This is a genomic window from Candidatus Binatus sp. (genome assembly GCF_036567905.1).
Classification (GTDB): Bacteria; Desulfobacterota; Binatia; order Binatales; family Binataceae; genus Binatus.
On sequence record NZ_DATCTO010000037.1, the window covers coordinates 1 to 15,185 of the forward strand.

A 15,185-nucleotide genomic window follows, 5' to 3' on the forward strand; every position below is an offset into this window, starting at 1 on the left:
AAATCTGCGCAGCGCATCTTTTCGCGACTATGCGATAGATGAACCGGCGGGCGCGCGGTCTCTTAATACTGGCCTCCCGTGCCAACGGGCGGGCGCGGCCACTGCCAACGGCTTAATACTGGCCAGCCGTAGCAACGGCCAAGGTGACGCCTAAACCCGATGCTAAGAGCAGATGCGGGACTTCGTCCCTGTTAGAACAGGGTAAGCGGTTTACGGCTGCGGCGCAGTCCGGATGCGGTTGTTCCGCCACTGGAGCGGTTGAAGATTCGAAAGCTCGTCGCTCCCGCCTTGTTCGACGGGCTTAATGTGACCGATTTCCCAACCAAAATGGGACGACGTATTGGCATGCGCGCTGTACTGCATCCAGGCGCCGAATGCGTCACGACGATAGAAGATCGGATTGTAGCCCAAGGCGATCTCACCCTTTGCCCATACGCTCAACTTCAACTGTTCGCCGACTGAAGCAAACGGATATTCGTATGCCATTGGAGTCCCGCTGGTTCCGGCGTGCGAGATTTGTATCGCGGCGACCGGCAGTTAGCAAGGTAAGCGAAATGTTGAAAGCCGGAGATGCATTAGCCCTGCTAATCAAATCGAGGGGCGTCTGTTCGTGACCAACAAACGGGGAATCCGGCTACCAGCAAGGGCGGACGGCTGGGGAAGCGAATTTAATCGGCGAGGCGGCCAGGGCATTATTCTGACCAAAAAATTAGGGCCAGGCAGATTGCTCCACCCGGCCCGTAGCCAACCGGGAAAAGGGGGGCAAACCCCGGCCAGCAAACGTATTGTACGCAAGTGCGTGTATCATGCAATGGATGCCGGCGAACCCGCTGTCGGCAGGGAAACAGCGGCTTTCGGGCGGGCTGTTTGGCGCTCAGGCTTCGCCTCCGCCAAGCGCGGGAATGAAATGCACTTCGCTGTCCTCGCCAACGGCATCGAGCACGCCGCCGGTGGCTATTTCACCGTCGATTGATACCGCGATCGACGGCCGGATGTCCCCATCCTCGAGTAACTGCTGGTCGATGCCTGGAAACCGCTCGCCAAGACGCTGAACCAGCTCGCGGATCGATTTTCCCGGCAGTTCAACGCGCTCGACGCCGCCGGTGAATTTGCGGAGCAGCGCGGGAATCACAACCGTTGGCATTGCGGAAAAATCAGGGGGCGGTTCGCCCGCCTCTTTCCGTCACTGGTGATCAATTCGCCGCGGCGGAATGTTGTTTCGTTGTGGCGCCGCGAAGCTTCAGGATCGCCTTGAGCAACCTGGGCGGCGACATCGGCGCCTGGGTCATCCTGACCCCCACCGCGTGATAGATCGCATTGGCGACCGCTGCTACCGCCGGCACGATCGACACCTCGCCAACGCCACGCACGCCCAGCGGATGGCCGGGGTTTGCTTCCTCGACGATGACCGTTTCGATCATCGGCAAGTCGAGGCAGGTCGGGATCCGGTAGTCGAGAAATCCGAAGTTACGCAGCGTGCCCTTGTCGTCGTAGAAGTATTCCTCGTTCAGCGCCCATCCGATTCCCTGGGCCGTTCCGCCCTGCATTTGTCCTTCGACGTAGCTGGGATGAATCGCCTTGCCGGCGTCTTGCGCGACGGTGCATCGCAGCAGTTGCACCTTGCCGGTGTCGGGATCGACCTCGACGTCAACGACGGTGGTGGCAAATCCGGGTCCGACGCCGCGCGCATTGACGCTGGCGCGCCCGGTGATCGGACCGCCGGTGCGGGGCAAGCGGGGTGCGATCTGCTTAATCGACATGGGGGGCACGCCGTCGCCTTTGAGATGGAGCATACCGTCGCGGAATTCGACTTCGTCGGGTTTTTTCTCCCAGACCTTGGCGGCACGCTCGATCAACTGGCGCACGGCGTCCTTGGCCGCCTCGTACACCGCCATCCCGGTTGCGAAAGTGACGCGGCTTCCGGCGGTCACGTCGGTATGACCGATCGAATCGGTGTCGGCGGTGAGCGGCCGCACGTCGGTGAACGGCAGTCCGAGCACTTCGGCAGTGATCATCGCCATCGAGGCGCGCGAGCCGCCGATATCCGGCGAGCCGGTGACAACGCTGGCGGTTCCGTCGGTATGGATATTGACGATTGCCGACGATTGCATCCCGGCGTTGAACCAGAATCCCGACGCGACGCCGCGTCCGCGGAACTTGCCGGTCAGTTTCGACTTGTAATGCGGGCTGTTCTTGATCGCTTCGCAGGTCTGGATAAATCCGATGCGCTTGAAGGGAGGGCCCATGATCTGCGCGGAGCCTTCTTTGACCCCGTTGTTGATGCGGAAGTCGATCGGATCGATTCCGCACTTCTCGGCCAGCTCGTCGATCACAGTTTCGGAGGCGAACGCGGCGTTGGTTGCGCCCGGCGCGCGATAGGCGTTGGCCTTGGGCCGATTGACCACCACGTCGTAGCCGTCGATTTGAAAATTCTCGATGGTGTAGGGAGCGATGATGCACAAGGCGCCGGCCGCCACCATCGAGCCCGGAAACGCGCCGGCCTCGTATGCCATCCAGATTTCGGCGGCGACGAGCTTGCCGTCCCTGGTCGCGCCCATCTTCACTTTGATCTTCGAGCCGGGGGTCGGTCCGCTGGCGCGGAGCACTTCCGCGCGCGACATGACGAGCTTGACGGGGGCGCCGGTCTTCTTCGAGAGCAGCACCGAGAGCGGCTCGAGGTAGATGGTGGTCTTGCCGCCGAAGCCGCCGCCGATTTCGGCCGGCACGACTTTGATTTTGCCGACCGGCATCCCCAACACCTGCGCGCTGAGCGAGCGCACGTCGAAGGAGCCCTGAGTCGAGCAGTAAATCGTTGCCTGTCCGTCGGAGTTGTAGATGCCGACGGCGTTGTGAGGCTCGATGTATCCCTGATGCACCGTCGCGGTGTTGAATTCGCGCTCGATCACATAGTCCGCGGCCTTGAATCCGGCCGCGAGGTCGCCGCGTTTGAACTGGTAGTGCTGCGCGACGTTGGTCGGCTTGTCGCCCAGCTCAGGGTTGCGCAGTTCGTTGAGCAGAATCGTGGCGCCGGGCCTGGTGGCGGCCTCGACGGTCATCACGGGCGGCAGCACTTCGTATTCGACTTCGATCAGGCGCAGCGCTTCCTCGGCGATATGCGGGCTGGTCGCGGCGACGGCGGCGATCGCATGGCCGTCATACAGGACCTTGTCGTGCGCGAGGATGTTCATCGACAGGTACATCGGGTTAATCGTCATCTCGCCGGCCTGCTCGAGCTTGTTCTCCGCCGGCGGGAGATCCTTGGAGGTGACGATAGCCTTGACGCCGGGGAGCTTGAGCGCCTTGTCGAACTTGATCGATTTGATAATCGCGTGGGCGTGCGGGCTGCGCAGCACCTTGCCGTGCAGCATCCCGGGGAATGCGTAGTCGGCGCCGAACTTGGCGCGGCCCGTCACTTTGTCAACGCCGTCGGGCCGAATCGGACGGGTGCCGATGACTTTGAAATCGCCTGTCGTGGTTGATGCCGCCATGCCTTACCTCTCGGATCGCCTAGTCGTATCGATAGTCCTGTCAGTCCTGCGACGCGCTCATCGCGGCGCCGCTTTGGCTTCGCTGTGCGAGCGAATATCCGCAGCCGCGTCGAGCACCGCTTTCACAATCTTGTCATAACCGGTGCATCGGCACAGATTCCCGGCCAGCGCGTAGCGGACTTCGTGCTCGGTCGGTTTCGGATTGCGATCGAGCAGCGACTTCGCCGAAATCAGGAATCCGGGAGTGCAGATGCCGCACTGCAAGGCCGCATGCTCGAGAAACTTGTTCTGCAAAACACTAAGCACGCCATTGGTGGCGAGCCCTTCGACGGTCACGATGTTCTTGCCTTGCGCTTCGACGCCGAGCATCAGGCACGAGCATACCGCGCGGCCGTCGACCAGCACGGTGCAAGCGCCGCAATCGCCGGTCAGGCATCCTTCCTTGGAGCCGGTGAGCTCGAGCACGTCGCGCAGCGCTTCGAGCAGGCTTTGGCGCGGCTCGCAGAGGAACTCGACCGTTTCGCCGTTAATCGTTGCTTCTACCAGGGTCTTTTTCGACATTAGTTTTATGCGCCGTTTGTGTTCGTTGCTGTAATTCAGTTCTTTTTCGCGCGTTCGGCCGCGATTAAGAGCACGCGGCGCGTGAGCACCGCGGCGATGTGGAGCCGAAATTCCGCCGTCCCGCGCATGTCGTCGATCGGCGAACAGGCCGCGCTCGCCGCACGGCCGGCGGCCTCGAGGGCCGCATCGTCGAGTTTCTTGCCAACGATCGCGGCGGCGGCTTTGCTTGCGAGGATCGGAGTCGGCGCAACGGCGCCAAGCGCGATCCGCGCCGCCTTGACCTTGTCGCCGTCGAGCGTAAGCGATGCTCCCACACCGACGACTGCGATATCCATCTCGTTGCGCGGGATGAAACGAAGATATGCGTCGCTCGAATGCGGCGCCGGCGCCGGAACCAGCAGTTCCACCAGCAACTCACCGGGCTTGAGCACGGTGCGTCCGGGCGATACGACGAAGGCCTCGACCGGCACCTCGCGCTCGCCCTTGGGGCCGGCGATTCGGGCGCGCGCGCCGAGCGCGATCAGCGCAGGCGTAGTGTCCGCGGCCGGCGATCCATTGCACAGATTGCCGCCCACCGAGGCGCGGTTCTGAATCTGCAGCGAGCCGATGAGATGCGCCGCCTCGGTCAGGCCGGGGTAATGACGCCGCATCACGTCGCTCTGGCTAATCTCGATGCAAGCCACGGCCGCGCCCAGCCGCAATCCCTTCTTCGCATTGAAGGAGAGCGCTTGAAGCTCCTTGATTTTCTTGACGTCGACCAGATGCTCGGTGCGGCGGACTCCGGCGCGCAACTGGATGATGATATCGGTGCCGCCACAGAACGGGCGGGCGTTCTCACCGTGGGCTTTGAGGATGCTGACCGCCTGATCGAGCGTGGTTGGGGCTTCGTAATCGATGGCGTGCAAGATTGGGAAACCTCCGGGCCGGGATAATTATTCGCGCCTTGGTACCTTGGATAGCCTAGTTGCCGCCCGCTGAAAAGAGCAGGATGATTGCGTCGAACGCGGTCTGCGCAAGGAGCGATGGAGAAACGCAAAAAACAGCGACTGGAAAGCGCAGGATGGAAAGTCGGAAGCGCCAGAGATTTCCTCGAACTGAGCGACGAAGAATCCGCGCTTGTTGCAGTTAAGCTCCATCTCGTTGATGTCGCTGGGGGACGCGCTGGAGCGCGAGATCCTTCGCTGCGCTCAGGATGACGGAAAAACAATCCGGTCATTCTGAGCCGCTGCGGCGAAGAATCTCGACGGATACTCCGGCGTCCGGCGTCGCGACGGGATGGCCTGTACCTACTTTGAATTTTCGAGTTGAATCCGAGCCGCGTCATGCCGCGCGTTTGCGGGGATTGACCTCGCGCTCGATTTTCGCCGCCAGTTGGTCTTTGGCTTTTTCGAGTTCGTAGTCGCTCTGCAATCCGAGCCAGAATTCCGCCGAGGTACCGAGATAACGAGCGAGGCGAAGCGCGGTGTCTGCCGAGATCGCGCGCTCGCCCTTTACGATTTCCGCGATCCGATTGGCCGGCACGCGGAAATCCATCGCAAGCCGATGGATGCTGATGGCGGTCGGAACGATGAAGTCCTCGTACAAGACCTTGCCAGGATGAAGCGGCGGTATTTTTTTAGCGCGAGCCATGCTTACAGCGTACGAACCGTCTCAATCGTCGGAAAACGGTCTTGTTGTGATCCAGTCTTCAAACCGTTTCCGGATTCGTTCTTGTTTGATCTGCAAGTTATAGTAGCAGAACATATCCCATTCAGGCTGGTCCGGGGAGACAACCACAAGACGAGGCGCCGGCGACCTTCCATCCAGAGCTGTTGCGAGCAGCCTTCGTGCGGCTGAATCAGCCTTGTTGAGACTGAAACCGATTACGATTATCTCATCGGCTTGGCGTAATGCCGCTTCCGCTTGGTTCCATATACGGACGAGAAGACGATTAGCGCTCGGGTCCTTGATGTAGCTCGGAACGATCAACTGTCGCCCCATGTTCCAAGCACCGCGTCGTTTCAGAAATGTGTTTCGATCGTCAGCAGCTCCTTCGAAGAAATCTCTCTTGTTCTCGATTTCGGCTGCAATGTCCATGTCTGATTCCTGGGCCCAATTTACGGATCCGTGCAGTTTCAGAATCTTGACGGGTGAGTGAGCAGAATCTGGCGCGTCTCTACATTGAAAGCCATAGCCGTCTGCAAAATGCCATTTGCCAGCGCGCCATAAAGCCGATTCGTGCAAAAGATCCCAATTGAAACTCAGTATTGTATCTCCCGGTTTGAGCGTATCCGCCCATGCAGCGAGGACGGACAACGCTAAGGTGCGATCTACCTCAAGACCCGACTGGTAACGGGCATGAACTATTTGCCCTTGGAATCGCCATTCTTGCCATCGGAAATTTTCGACTATTAGACGCACAATTTTCATTCGGATTAGGGGCCAATCCCCGAGTCTCAGTTCCTCCGGGCCGATCCCCATGTGGCCAAGGTCCAACTGTGTAAACAGGTTCTCCAGATTCGGACGGCCATCTTCTTGCGGAAGAAGGTTCGTTCGCACGATAGGTTCTATGACCTTCATAACCGCCGCGTGCGCTTCGCGAGCTTGAGACTCTGCCGGGTCCGAGTCACGAATAAATCGCCACAGATCCAGAGCGAGGGGATACCCAGCGAAAGCGGATGCGCCAGCACCCAGAACGAATACTCTGCTCATTTTGTTGGGCGTCCTTTTGCGGGTCGTTTCCCCAGATTTACCGTGCTGAATATTGTGCTCTAATCTTGGCGTAGTTCACAATGTTGGAGTCACTGAAGCGACATCGGGGTCTGAACCAGATGAACCAAAAGCCCAACAACCCGGAGCGAAACCGTATACCCGAAGGGATCGGAGAAGCCGATCTGATCAAGGGTATCGAGAAATCTGGATACCCTCTTCAGAGCGTAGTTGCTGAGCGATTAGTGAAGCGCGACTATAACGTCACCGAGGAGTGGGGATATTCAGATCGCGACAGCGGCGACACAAGAAGCCTGGACGTACTTGCATCGTCGGAAGGGAGATTCGATCTAAGAGCGGAAGTAATACCAGGCATTGTCCTAATGATCGAATGCAAAAAGTCGGAGCACCCCTACATTTTCTTCCGAATGGTGACTCGTCCAGACATGCTTTGGTTCCCTTCCGTTTTCGGCCTGCCATATGGAGGGGTTTCGCTTTGGGAAAAGAACCCGTCAAAGAATCCCGAGCGGCACGAACTCGTCTCAGCTTCTCGGGCTCTGGGACTATGCGAGCTGCCTTTCGTTTCGCTAGGGACAGATAGAGCGGCCTCATTCAGTCAGGCCAGACCGAAGGGCAACAAAGTCGAGCTCTCAGGCGCTGACCCTTTCAACAGTATCGTTCTTCCTCTGTCAAAGGCCGCTGATCATGCCAGATCGGTCTACGGTCACGCTCACAGCCCGGACAACAACTGCGTCTTCGCAAGAGCGGCCTTATCGGTAGCGGTGCTCGATGCCCCCATGATTCTGGTGGAAGGCCCGGATCGCGTCGCAGAGCCCGTCTATACTCCTTGGGTAAGGATAGTTCGGCAGGAACCAAACGTGGCTCCCCTCAGCGGCGACACCCCCTTTAGGCACTACGCGATTGATGCCGTTCACATCGATTTCTTCGACAAATATCTTGAAGACCACTTGACTCCGTTTGCGCAGCAATTTTCACATCGTGCGAAAAATCTTGGCGAGATATTCATCGACGGCGGCGAGGTGCCGAACCTCGATAGTTGGACCTGGAACGAAATCCGGAAATGGTCGGGCGCGCCAGCCCGGCGGTCACGGTAGCGGATTACCGGTCCGCCACCGCGCGCGGCGTGGGCTCCTGAGACGCGCCGAAGTGTTACGCCTTGAAGCCCAGGCGCGAGGCGACCTGCGCGGCAGCGAACGCGAGCGCCGGCGCCATCGGACCCATCAGCGCGAAGCGCGGATCGGTGGTCTGCCCGCGCACGTAGCGTACGTAGATTTGCTCGACGACGGTCGCAGTCTTCCAATCCGCCCACGCCCAGTAAAACGGGATGCCGCTCACGTCGCGGCCGGTGCGGCTGGAATAGCGATGCACCAGTTCGTCGCGGGTCATGAAGCCGGCGCGCAGCGTATGCGCCTCGCCGTAGGAGGTCACCAGCAGTTCGGGCGGGTCGCTCTGGTCGCGCCAATAGCCAATCGCGATGCCGAGATCGACCAGCGGATCGCCGATGGTGGACATTTCCCAGTCGAATACTCCGACTACCTGGCCGTGATTGACGGCGCCGAGCATGATGTTGTGCAGGTAAAAGTCGTTATGCACGAGCACCGGCGGCGGCGACACGGGGAGGTTGTCGAGAAACCAGGCGCCGAGTTTTTCCATCAGCGGCACTTCGCGGGTTTTGGCTTTCTCCCATCGCCCCATCCATCCGGTTACCTGGCGCTTTAAGAATCCGTCGGGCTTGCCCAGCGAGCCAAGTCCAATCGCCGCGTAATCGACGTCGTGCAAATCGGCGAGCGTATCGATGAATCCTTGCGAGATTGCGCGAAACGTCGCCGGATCGTTGCCCAGCTCTGCGGGCAGCGGCTCACGATTTTTGATGACGATCCCGGTGCGCCGTTCCATCACGAAAAATGGCGCGCCGACGATCGACACGTCGTCGCTGTAGAGCATCCCGCGCGGCGCCGGCTTGAAGACTTCCCACAGCCGCGAGAGCACCTTGTACTCGCGGCCCATGTCATGCCCGCCCACGGGCAGCGGCCCGAATGGCGGCCGGCGCATCACCCATTCGCGGTCGCCGAAGCGCAGCAGGTAGGTGAGATTCGACGATCCGCCGCGAAACTGCTTGACGGTCATCGGCGCGTCGGCGCCGGGAAGCCTGCCGCGCAAGTAGGCGGCGAGTTTGCCCCAGTCGAGCTGCTCCTCGTCGCGGACGTCGCCAAATTCGGGGACGAATTCTATCGCTTCAGCCATAGCAAAAACACGATCCAAGGATCCTTATTCGCTTCGCTCGCTCAGGATGCGGCTCGGACACGCCTGAGAGATCCTTCGCAGGAGCTCAGGATGACCCCTCGGGCACGCCTCGGAGTCACTTGTACTTGCGCAGTTCGCGGCGAGCGATGGTCATGCGATGCACTTCGTCGGGGCCGTCGGCGATTCGCAACGAGCGGCTGTCGCGCCACATCCGCGCAATGGGGATGTCGTCGCTGACGCCGGCCGCGCCGAACACCTGGATGGCGCGATCGAGCACGATCATCACCATGTTCGCGCACATCACTTTGATCATCGAGATCTCGTTGCGCGCCTCGCGCTTGCCCACGGTGTCCATCTTCCACGCCGCATGCATCACCATCAGGCGGCATGAGTCGATCTCGATTCGCGAGTTGGCGATCCACTCCTGGATGTTGGCCTTGTCGGCGAGAAAGCTGCCGTGGGTGAAGCGCGTGTTGGCCCGCTTGCACATCAGTTCGAGCCCTCGTTCGGCGACCCCGATGATTCGCATGCAGTGATGGATGCGTCCCGGACCGAGCCGCGCCTGCGAGATTGCAAAGCCGCCGCCTTCCTCGCCGAGTATGTTGGTCACCGGCACGCGGCAGTCCTTGTAGATTATCTCGCAATGCCCGCCGCCGCCGGTGTGGCCCATCACCGGCACGGCGCGAATCAGGTTGAATCCGGGAGTGTCGGTCGGAACGATTATCTGGCTGGCGCGGCGATGGGGCGGCGCGTCGGGGTCGGTCACGACCATCGCAATCGCGAAGCTCGAGCCAATGCCATTGGAAGTGAACCACTTGTGCCCGTTGATCACGTAGTCGTCGCCATCGCGAACGGCGCGGGTCTTGAGCTGGGTCGGATCGGAGCCGGCGGTATCGGGCTCGGTCATCGAGAAGCAGGTGCGCATCTCGCCGTCGAGACAGGGCTGGAGCCATTTCTTTTTCTGCTCGGCAGTGCCGAACTCGGACAGGATTTCCATGTTGCCGGTATCGGGCGCCATGCAGTTGAACGCGCGCGCGCCGATCGGGCTGCGGCCCATCAGCTCGCACAAGGGCGCATACTCGTGATTCTTGAGACCGGCGCCATCTTCGCCGGGCAGAAAGAGGTTCCAAAGGCCCTCGGCCTTGGCTTTTTTGCGGACGTCTTTGAGGCATTGGGGCTCGGTATGTCCGCTCTCGCCAACCTCGCGCGCAACTTCTTTTTCGATGGGGAAGACGTACTGGTCCATGAAGTCGGAGACGCGCTTGCGCAATTGTTCGGTTTTGGGGGTCAGCGAAAAGTCCATTTTCAATCCTCGCGCGGTCTAATGATTTGTATCGCAACAGGTAACCCAGTTCGCCAAGAAATGAAAGCGGACGAGCGGCGGACGATTGAATGGAGATCGTGCGATGGGCGAGGATAGTCCCGGCGCGCGGCGCATTTGCGGGAGATTGAAATGGAATTGGCAAAGCGATTCATCGACGTGGGAATTTTCACCAACCGGCTGGACGAGATGCGCGCATTCTATGGCGAACGAATCCGGCTGCCCTACGAGGAGACGCTGCCGGTCGGCAAAGGCGTGAGGCAATATCGTTTCGGATTGCTCGGATCGGTGCTCAAGATAAATCACGTCCGCGATCCGCTGCCGGCCCGCGTCGCGGGCGGCTACCGAAAGCTTTCGATTTCCGATCCGCGCACGCCGATGCCGCTTCCGATGCAGGACCCCGACGGCAACGAGGTCGAGCTGGCGCCGAGCGGTCAGCGCGGCGTCAACCAGATCGAAATCCATATCGGCGTCACCGACGAGGCCGCCTTCGAGAATTTCTACGCCGGCACGCTACAGGCGCAGAGGATTGGCGCGGGCCGGTTCAAGCTGGGCGAGACGACGATCAGCTTCCGGCACGATCCGGCGGCCGTGCGCGCCCGGAAATCACCGACGGCCAGCGCGGCGGACGTGATCGCGTCGATGCGCGCAGTGGGGATGCGTTATATCACGGTGCAGGTGCGCGATTGCGACGGAGAGCATCGACGCTTCATGTCGATGGGTGTTTGGGAAGGCGCGGCGCCGGTGACGCTGGGCGCGGTGGCGCGGATTTCGTTCATTCGCGACCCCGACGGCAACTTCATCGAGATTTCGCAGCGGGCGTCGCTGACTGGTCCGGTCCCGGCTTAGCGGGCGGCACGGCGGGTGCAGCCGGCGGCTGGGAGGTCAGCAGCGCGCGAACGATCGGCACCAGCGCCAGTTGCGACGGTTGGGAACCTGCGACCTTATCGACGAGCTGCTTGAGCTTGGCGCCAGGATAGTCTTTGCGCGCGACGATCAGCGGGATGTGGCTGTCCTGCATCGACGCGCTGCCATGCCAGGAGTGATATGGGGCCGAGAAGTAGTAGCGATCCTGGATAGGCTGGTTTAGCCCCGACCGCGACAGCAGCAGGATGTCGCCGCTGCGATTGCCGTATGGCCCGGCGCTCAACCATTGCATCCGCCGGTCGAGCTGGAGCAAGTCGGGCCGCGGATGCCTGATCAAGTATTCCCAAATCGGCACCAGCCGGTGACCGTCGAAGATCTCGTACTCGAGGGTATTTTTTCCTGGCGGAGTCGGGACCCGCGCAAAGATCAAGTCGAGCGTGTCCTTCATCGTCTGCACCGGCTTTCCGGTTTTGTTCGAGTTGTAGAACGCCCGCGCAACTGGCAGCACGTCCTGCCGGTAGCGAGGCGGGCGCTTCCAATCGCAAGTCATTGCGGGATTGGGACAGGTTGAGCGGTCGGCCAGATAGACGTAAGCGATCGCGCCCTGATAGGCGAAGGCCGCCTGGTAGTCCTGCTCGTTGTTGCCGGGATTCAGGACAAATTTTCTCGGCCGGAATCCCGCGGCCTTGACAACCGCGGCCGGCCCTTCGTTGGAGCCGGCGCCAAGCGCATGGCGCGCGTCCTTCAGCACGGGAGTGTGACCATGATCGGCGATCACCACGATGTACGTCTGATCGAGAATGCCGTAATTCCGGTACGCGTCGAGAATCCGGGCGACGAGAGGATCGGTTACCGTCTCGAGGTAGGCGACTTCCATCGGCAACGGATCGGTGGCGAGATGCGTGTACAAATCGATTCCCGGAAAATAGACAACTTGAATTTTCGGAACGCCATGATCCTTCATGGAAGCGAGCAGTTTCGGCACTGAATCCTTGTCGAGCTGCTCGTAGATATCCATTTTTTCGGGCGAATTCTCGCCGCCGCCACGCGCCAGGAATTCCGTGTACAAGGAGACCATCGAGACCGGATCGATGACCGTGAAATAGTCGGCGCCTCGATAAACCGGATTCAGCGAGACTGCCGATTTCACTCCGGCCTGCTGAAACAGCGTCGGGCTCTTGAGCGACTTGCCGACCAGCCCGTCGGTTATCATGGCGCGGTTGTCGTCCATCTCTTGGACCGACACCGGCACCGGCGCGTAAAATTTCATCTTCTCGCGCACGAACCATTCGTTGCCCGGCACCCCGTTCCAGGCCGTCGGCGCGCCGGTGAAGATCGCCGACCAGGCGGCAATGGTGGTCGAGGGCAGGATGCTGACCGCGTTTGGCACGGAGTAAGCGTACTGGTACAGTCCACCTCCCTCGGGCTTGCCGAGCATCCCGGCCATCGCGGGCGCTTTGCCCGATTGAATCGCGGTCATTAGCTGGTCGTAACCGGCCCCATCAAAGGCAAAGATCAAAACGTACGGACCCGGCTCGGGGGGCCGAGGCTCGCGTTTGACCTGGGTTTCGCCGCCGTGGAGCAGGAGTTCGGCCGAACTGCACGCAGTCAGGGCAAACAGTGCGACGCAGGTCGAGATCAGCGCGCAGCGGATGAGGGTTAAGGCAGGCTTAGGGCGCAGCATCAGAGTTGTTCCAAAGTTCTAACTCAATACGATTTCGGAAAAAAGGAAAGCACTGAGAGTCGCGCACCGTTTTCCGCCGGTTCCGTCAGGGCAGGGATTTTTCGCGCGCCGACTCGTTGAGAATAGCCGTTGAGCGGTGTATTCGGTCCTAATCTCACTGCCGCCGGGCTAATCAGGGTCAACTGTGCGATGGAAATCGGCGTGCCAGGTTCTGACGGCTGGTAGCCCGTCCACTTCTAATTCCTGGCGCGCCTGTACCGACAAATGGTCCAAATCTTTCTTTTGCGCCAGTTCTTCATCAACCAATGCCGCATGTTTTGGGACAGGAAGTACCCACCTCCAATGGCCGATGATGCTGAGCGGCACAAAAGTGCGCGCGTAGATCTGGCTAGGAGTAATCGCATAGATTCTGTTCGAAATGTCGTTACGATCCACTTTGACAAAGGCCAGACGAAAGCCCAGATGCGTGGCGATGCCTTTGATCCAAGCTGGCGCGGCGAATTCCGCCTCGAGCTCGGCGACGGGAACGTCAATATGATTTGGCCGGTAACAAAATACGATTCGACCGGGCTTACTGATGGTCACGTTTTGGAAATTCCCAACCGCAGAATCCCATCGCTCGACTGTCCCTTCCCAGCATCCAATAAATGGTGACGGTATCTCCGGGTTGGTCAGAGGCTGTGGGGCCGGTGGCAGTGCCCCGCCTACCAGGGGCGGGAACTCTAGAATGCGATTATTCTGCGACGGCACGACCTCGAGAGCTTGATTGCCTTGCGGCGATTGGCTACCGGGGGACTGGCCGCCCGGCGGCGGTGCGAACTCCTGCTGCGGCTCGGCGACCGCCTGGGTTGGCGGTATGATCGCCAGGGACGCCAGCAATGATATAGCCATTAGGCCGTTCTTCATTGAGGTTCCAAAGCTCGCGGAGTCGGCTGCGGAGACGGATTCGTCGCATGCAGTGTCTGGACGCAACTGGGTTTGCCGAGGTTTGCCTCTAGGAACCGCTGCGTAACAGACCACGCATCTATGGACAATGCGCTGCTATGCCCTACTCCGCTCACAATGTATAGCTGAACGTTGCCGCCCGACTTCCACATCGCCTGCTCCATTTCTTGAGCTTGCTCGGGCGGTACAGTCGTGTCGGCATCTCCCTGAATCAAAAGCACCGGCGCTTTTATCCGGCTGGCCACGCTAACTGGCGAACGGCTCTTGAGGTCGGATCGGCACGCTTTTGGAAGCCAGTGATACCAGGGCAATTGAGCGTTCCGGCTAACCAAGTTGGTAGGTCCGAAATATGAAACGATCGCCTTAACCCGATGACTAAGCGCCCCGGTAAGCAGTGCGACTTGCCCGCCGAACGAGAACCCGACGACTCCGATGCGGTCGGGGTCAACACCCGGTTGGGAGGCCAGCCATTCGATCATTCGTGTTGTATCAGCCGGCTGGCTGAGCCCGCAGTCGTTGTGGCCCCCGCCCCAACCACGCATTAACGGTAACAAAACAACGTAGCCTTGTTCAGCAAAGAGGTTTGCACCCCCTCCCAGCTCAGTGTCCGTCGCTCCCTCGTCAAGCCAGCCATGGAGGAGCACGATCCCCGGCTTACGTTCAGTGCTGCATCCTCGTGGTTGATAGAGAGTCGCCGGAAGTAGCAGCCCATCCGCGCCCGGCACCTTCACTTGCTGCGAAGCAGCGCCTGCTAGCATATAATACATGATGGACTCGATTCTCTTATCTGCGGCGAAAGTAACGTAGTACATCGATGAATCCGTGTATGGCCCTGAGCTGCATGCACCGAGGTACTTGCCGCCGACCTCCTGCAGGAAATAGGGCTGAACAAAATAAACATAATAGGTATATCCTTTTTCCTTTATGGCTTCGTTGGGTTTCCCTACTTTGCGTAAAACTTCTTCGCTCGATTCCCCTACTACGAGGTCTTTGCCGATCGAAGGCGAATAGGCTGCGGTGCATTCAGTCGGCAGCGTGTATTTGAGATTGATGAATTCAAATCGAGAGCAGTTTGCCGCACAGATAGTTAAGCCAGCCAGGAGAGCCCCGATCATAATTGAACTTCTGCTTGGCCAGGGCCATGGATAGTGGGCGGTTTTGGTCATTCCAAAACGGCCCGTTACCGGGCCATGGCAGTATACTCGCAGGTCGCTCCGACCCCCGTCCACAACCGCGGACTCTCACGACATCTTTCTTCATCCTGACGCCGTAATTTGCATGACTCTAATATCCAGATCAATCACGTCGTCGATGTCGGCAGGAATGGCGAGTGAAATTTCCGCCGTGCCGATCGCGGTTGCGATCG

14 protein-coding genes are annotated in these 15,185 nt (G+C 59.9%); 2 read left to right on the top strand and 12 right to left on the bottom strand.

Annotated elements, in window-relative coordinates:
- Nucleotides 1–210: 210 nt before the first annotated feature.
- From VIO10_RS05785 to VIO10_RS05815, 7 genes are all read right to left on the bottom strand, one after another.
- A complete protein-coding gene (locus tag VIO10_RS05785) occupies nt 211–486 on the bottom strand; it encodes an HNH endonuclease signature motif containing protein (RefSeq protein ID WP_331960732.1) in 276 nt (91 codons plus the stop codon).
- 388 nt (nt 487–874) lie between these two features.
- A complete protein-coding gene (locus VIO10_RS05790) occupies nt 875–1,144 on the bottom strand; it encodes a MoaD/ThiS family protein (RefSeq protein WP_331960735.1) in 270 nt (89 codons plus the stop codon).
- 49 nt (nt 1,145–1,193) lie between these two features.
- A complete protein-coding gene (locus VIO10_RS05795) occupies nt 1,194–3,488 on the bottom strand; it encodes a xanthine dehydrogenase family protein molybdopterin-binding subunit (protein ID WP_331960738.1) in 2,295 nt (764 codons plus the stop codon).
- Between the two features lie 57 nt (nt 3,489–3,545).
- The gene (locus VIO10_RS05800) at nt 3,546–4,049 is read right to left on the bottom strand and encodes a (2Fe-2S)-binding protein (RefSeq protein ID WP_331960740.1); all 504 of its coding nucleotides are present in this window, start codon (nt 4,047–4,049) and stop codon (nt 3,546–3,548) included.
- A gap of 35 nt (nt 4,050–4,084) precedes the next feature.
- Nucleotides 4,085–4,954: a xanthine dehydrogenase family protein subunit M gene (locus tag VIO10_RS05805; RefSeq protein WP_331960743.1), complete on the bottom strand. Its 870-nt coding sequence runs from the start codon at nt 4,952–4,954 to the stop codon at nt 4,085–4,087.
- A gap of 415 nt (nt 4,955–5,369) precedes the next feature.
- Nucleotides 5,370–5,678 (bottom strand): HigA family addiction module antitoxin, encoded by a 309-nt coding sequence (locus VIO10_RS05810; RefSeq protein ID WP_331960746.1) that lies wholly within the window; start codon nt 5,676–5,678, stop codon nt 5,370–5,372.
- A gap of 21 nt (nt 5,679–5,699) precedes the next feature.
- Nucleotides 5,700–6,740: a hypothetical protein gene (locus tag VIO10_RS05815; RefSeq protein ID WP_331960749.1), complete on the bottom strand. Its 1,041-nt coding sequence runs from the start codon at nt 6,738–6,740 to the stop codon at nt 5,700–5,702.
- A 119-nt stretch (nt 6,741–6,859) separates the two neighbouring features.
- Between VIO10_RS05815 and VIO10_RS05820 the strand changes: the two genes are divergently transcribed.
- Complete coding sequence (locus tag VIO10_RS05820; RefSeq protein ID WP_331960752.1) at nt 6,860–7,852, top strand: hypothetical protein; 993 nt, start codon at nt 6,860–6,862, stop codon at nt 7,850–7,852.
- A gap of 55 nt (nt 7,853–7,907) precedes the next feature.
- Here the strand turns inward: VIO10_RS05820 and VIO10_RS05825 are convergent, their stop codons facing one another.
- A complete protein-coding gene (locus VIO10_RS05825) occupies nt 7,908–9,002 on the bottom strand; it encodes a phosphotransferase family protein (RefSeq protein WP_331960755.1) in 1,095 nt (364 codons plus the stop codon).
- A 115-nt stretch (nt 9,003–9,117) separates the two neighbouring features.
- On the bottom strand, nt 9,118–10,305 hold the full coding sequence (locus tag VIO10_RS05830) for an acyl-CoA dehydrogenase family protein (RefSeq protein ID WP_331960758.1): 1,188 nt from the start codon (nt 10,303–10,305) through the stop codon (nt 9,118–9,120).
- A 150-nt stretch (nt 10,306–10,455) separates the two neighbouring features.
- On the opposite strand from VIO10_RS05830, the gene VIO10_RS05835 reads away from it, so the two are divergent.
- Nucleotides 10,456–11,172, top strand: coding sequence for a VOC family protein (locus VIO10_RS05835; RefSeq protein ID WP_331960761.1), 717 nt, complete (start codon nt 10,456–10,458; stop codon nt 11,170–11,172).
- On the opposite strand, the gene VIO10_RS05840 is transcribed toward VIO10_RS05835, so the two are convergent.
- From VIO10_RS05840 to VIO10_RS05850, 3 genes are all read right to left on the bottom strand, one after another.
- Nucleotides 11,123–12,874, bottom strand: a complete 1,752-nt coding sequence (locus VIO10_RS05840; RefSeq protein ID WP_331960764.1) for an alkaline phosphatase family protein — start codon at nt 12,872–12,874, stop codon at nt 11,123–11,125. The two genes, VIO10_RS05835 and VIO10_RS05840, sit on opposite strands and share 50 nt — an antisense overlap.
- A 168-nt stretch (nt 12,875–13,042) precedes the next feature.
- Entirely contained in the window at nt 13,043–13,765 is a 723-nt protein-coding gene (locus tag VIO10_RS05845; RefSeq protein WP_331960767.1) for a hypothetical protein, read from the bottom strand.
- An 11-nt stretch (nt 13,766–13,776) separates the two neighbouring features.
- Complete coding sequence (locus tag VIO10_RS05850) at nt 13,777–14,934, bottom strand: alpha/beta hydrolase family protein (RefSeq protein WP_331960770.1); 1,158 nt, start codon at nt 14,932–14,934, stop codon at nt 13,777–13,779.
- Nucleotides 14,935–15,185 lie beyond the last annotated feature (251 nt).

Excerpts from the sequence above, each read along its gene's own strand:
- VIO10_RS05785 (WP_331960732.1), bottom strand. The coding sequence starts at position 486 with ATGGCATACGAATATCCGTTTGCTTCAGTCGGCGAACAGTTGAAGTTG.
- VIO10_RS05790 (WP_331960735.1), bottom strand. The coding sequence starts at position 1,144 with ATGCCAACGGTTGTGATTCCCGCGCTGCTCCGCAAATTCACCGGCGGC.
- VIO10_RS05795 (WP_331960738.1), bottom strand. The coding sequence starts at position 3,488 with ATGGCGGCATCAACCACGACAGGCGATTTCAAAGTCATCGGCACCCGT.
- VIO10_RS05800 (WP_331960740.1), bottom strand. The coding sequence starts at position 4,049 with ATGTCGAAAAAGACCCTGGTAGAAGCAACGATTAACGGCGAAACGGTC.
- VIO10_RS05810 (WP_331960746.1), bottom strand. The coding sequence starts at position 5,678 with ATGGCTCGCGCTAAAAAAATACCGCCGCTTCATCCTGGCAAGGTCTTG.
- VIO10_RS05815 (WP_331960749.1), bottom strand. The coding sequence starts at position 6,740 with ATGAGCAGAGTATTCGTTCTGGGTGCTGGCGCATCCGCTTTCGCTGGG.
- VIO10_RS05820 (WP_331960752.1), top strand. The coding sequence starts at position 6,860 with ATGAACCAAAAGCCCAACAACCCGGAGCGAAACCGTATACCCGAAGGG.
- VIO10_RS05825 (WP_331960755.1), bottom strand. The coding sequence starts at position 9,002 with ATGGCTGAAGCGATAGAATTCGTCCCCGAATTTGGCGACGTCCGCGAC.
- VIO10_RS05830 (WP_331960758.1), bottom strand. The coding sequence starts at position 10,305 with ATGGACTTTTCGCTGACCCCCAAAACCGAACAATTGCGCAAGCGCGTC.
- VIO10_RS05835 (WP_331960761.1), top strand. The coding sequence starts at position 10,456 with ATGGAATTGGCAAAGCGATTCATCGACGTGGGAATTTTCACCAACCGG.
- VIO10_RS05840 (WP_331960764.1), bottom strand. The coding sequence starts at position 12,874 with ATGCTGCGCCCTAAGCCTGCCTTAACCCTCATCCGCTGCGCGCTGATC.
- VIO10_RS05845 (WP_331960767.1), bottom strand. The coding sequence starts at position 13,765 with ATGGCTATATCATTGCTGGCGTCCCTGGCGATCATACCGCCAACCCAG.
- VIO10_RS05850 (WP_331960770.1), bottom strand. The coding sequence starts at position 14,934 with ATGATCGGGGCTCTCCTGGCTGGCTTAACTATCTGTGCGGCAAACTGC.